Consider the following 820-nt stretch of genomic DNA (forward strand, 5'->3'; position numbering starts at 1 on the left):
ACACAAAACAAGAAAGAAAAACCAAAACACCTGTGAGACCACGCCCCCTGCACGAGGCAGCCCTTCACCCCCCACCCTATGCCCCGACAGTCCCCCCCCAATTCCAAAACCACCCCCCCCGCCCCCCCGGGGCCCTAAAACCGAGAGGGCCACCCGCCCGAGCCGGCCCCCGCCGCCCCCGGACAGGCGGCGCGTTATTCGATAAGCGTGAACGGCTCCAACTACGACGTTGTTGTCGCTCCCGCCGGAACTGTGGCCGCCGTTCCAGCCGCTTCCACGTCTGCGGCTCCTGCGGCAGCGCCCACTTCTGGCGGCGCGACAATTCCCGCGCCAGTAGCGGGAACGATACTCCGCTACGTCGCCTCCGAAGGCGCCAATGTAAAATCGGGCGACACCGTGTTAATTATCGAGTCCATGAAAATGGAACTGGAAATAAAGGCGACGGCCGACGGTCCCATTCACTTCCTTGTTCCCACGGGAACGCAGGTGGCGTCCCAACAGCCGGTCGCGCAAATCGGCGGCGGCGCTCCTTCTGCGGCTCCCGCACCTGCGGCGGCCCCGGCGCAAGCGGCTCCCGCCGCCGCTCCTTCAAGCGGAAAAGGCGTCGTAATCCCCGCGCCCGTAGCGGGAACCGTACTGCGCCATGCGGTAGCTGAAGGCGCGAGCGTCTCTGCGGGGGACAATGTGGTCATAATCGAGTCCATGAAAATGGAGTTGGAAATAAAGTCAACTTCGTCAGGAAAAGTTCACTTCCTTGTTCCCACGGGAACACAGGTCGCGTCCCAACAGCCCATTGCAGAGATCATATAAGGAAAGAAAG

General features: G+C 62.2%; 1 protein-coding gene. It reads left to right on the top strand.

The genetic code is table 11. The annotated features are described in order from the left end of the window. Nucleotides 1-207 precede the first annotated feature (207 nt). Entirely contained in the window at nt 208-810 is a 603-nt protein-coding gene (locus ACYVTD_RS14535; protein WP_461248432.1) for an acyl-CoA carboxylase biotin carboxyl carrier protein subunit, read from the top strand. Nucleotides 811-820 lie beyond the last annotated feature (10 nt).

The sequence above is a fragment of the Treponema sp. R6D11 genome, from assembly GCF_054786075.1.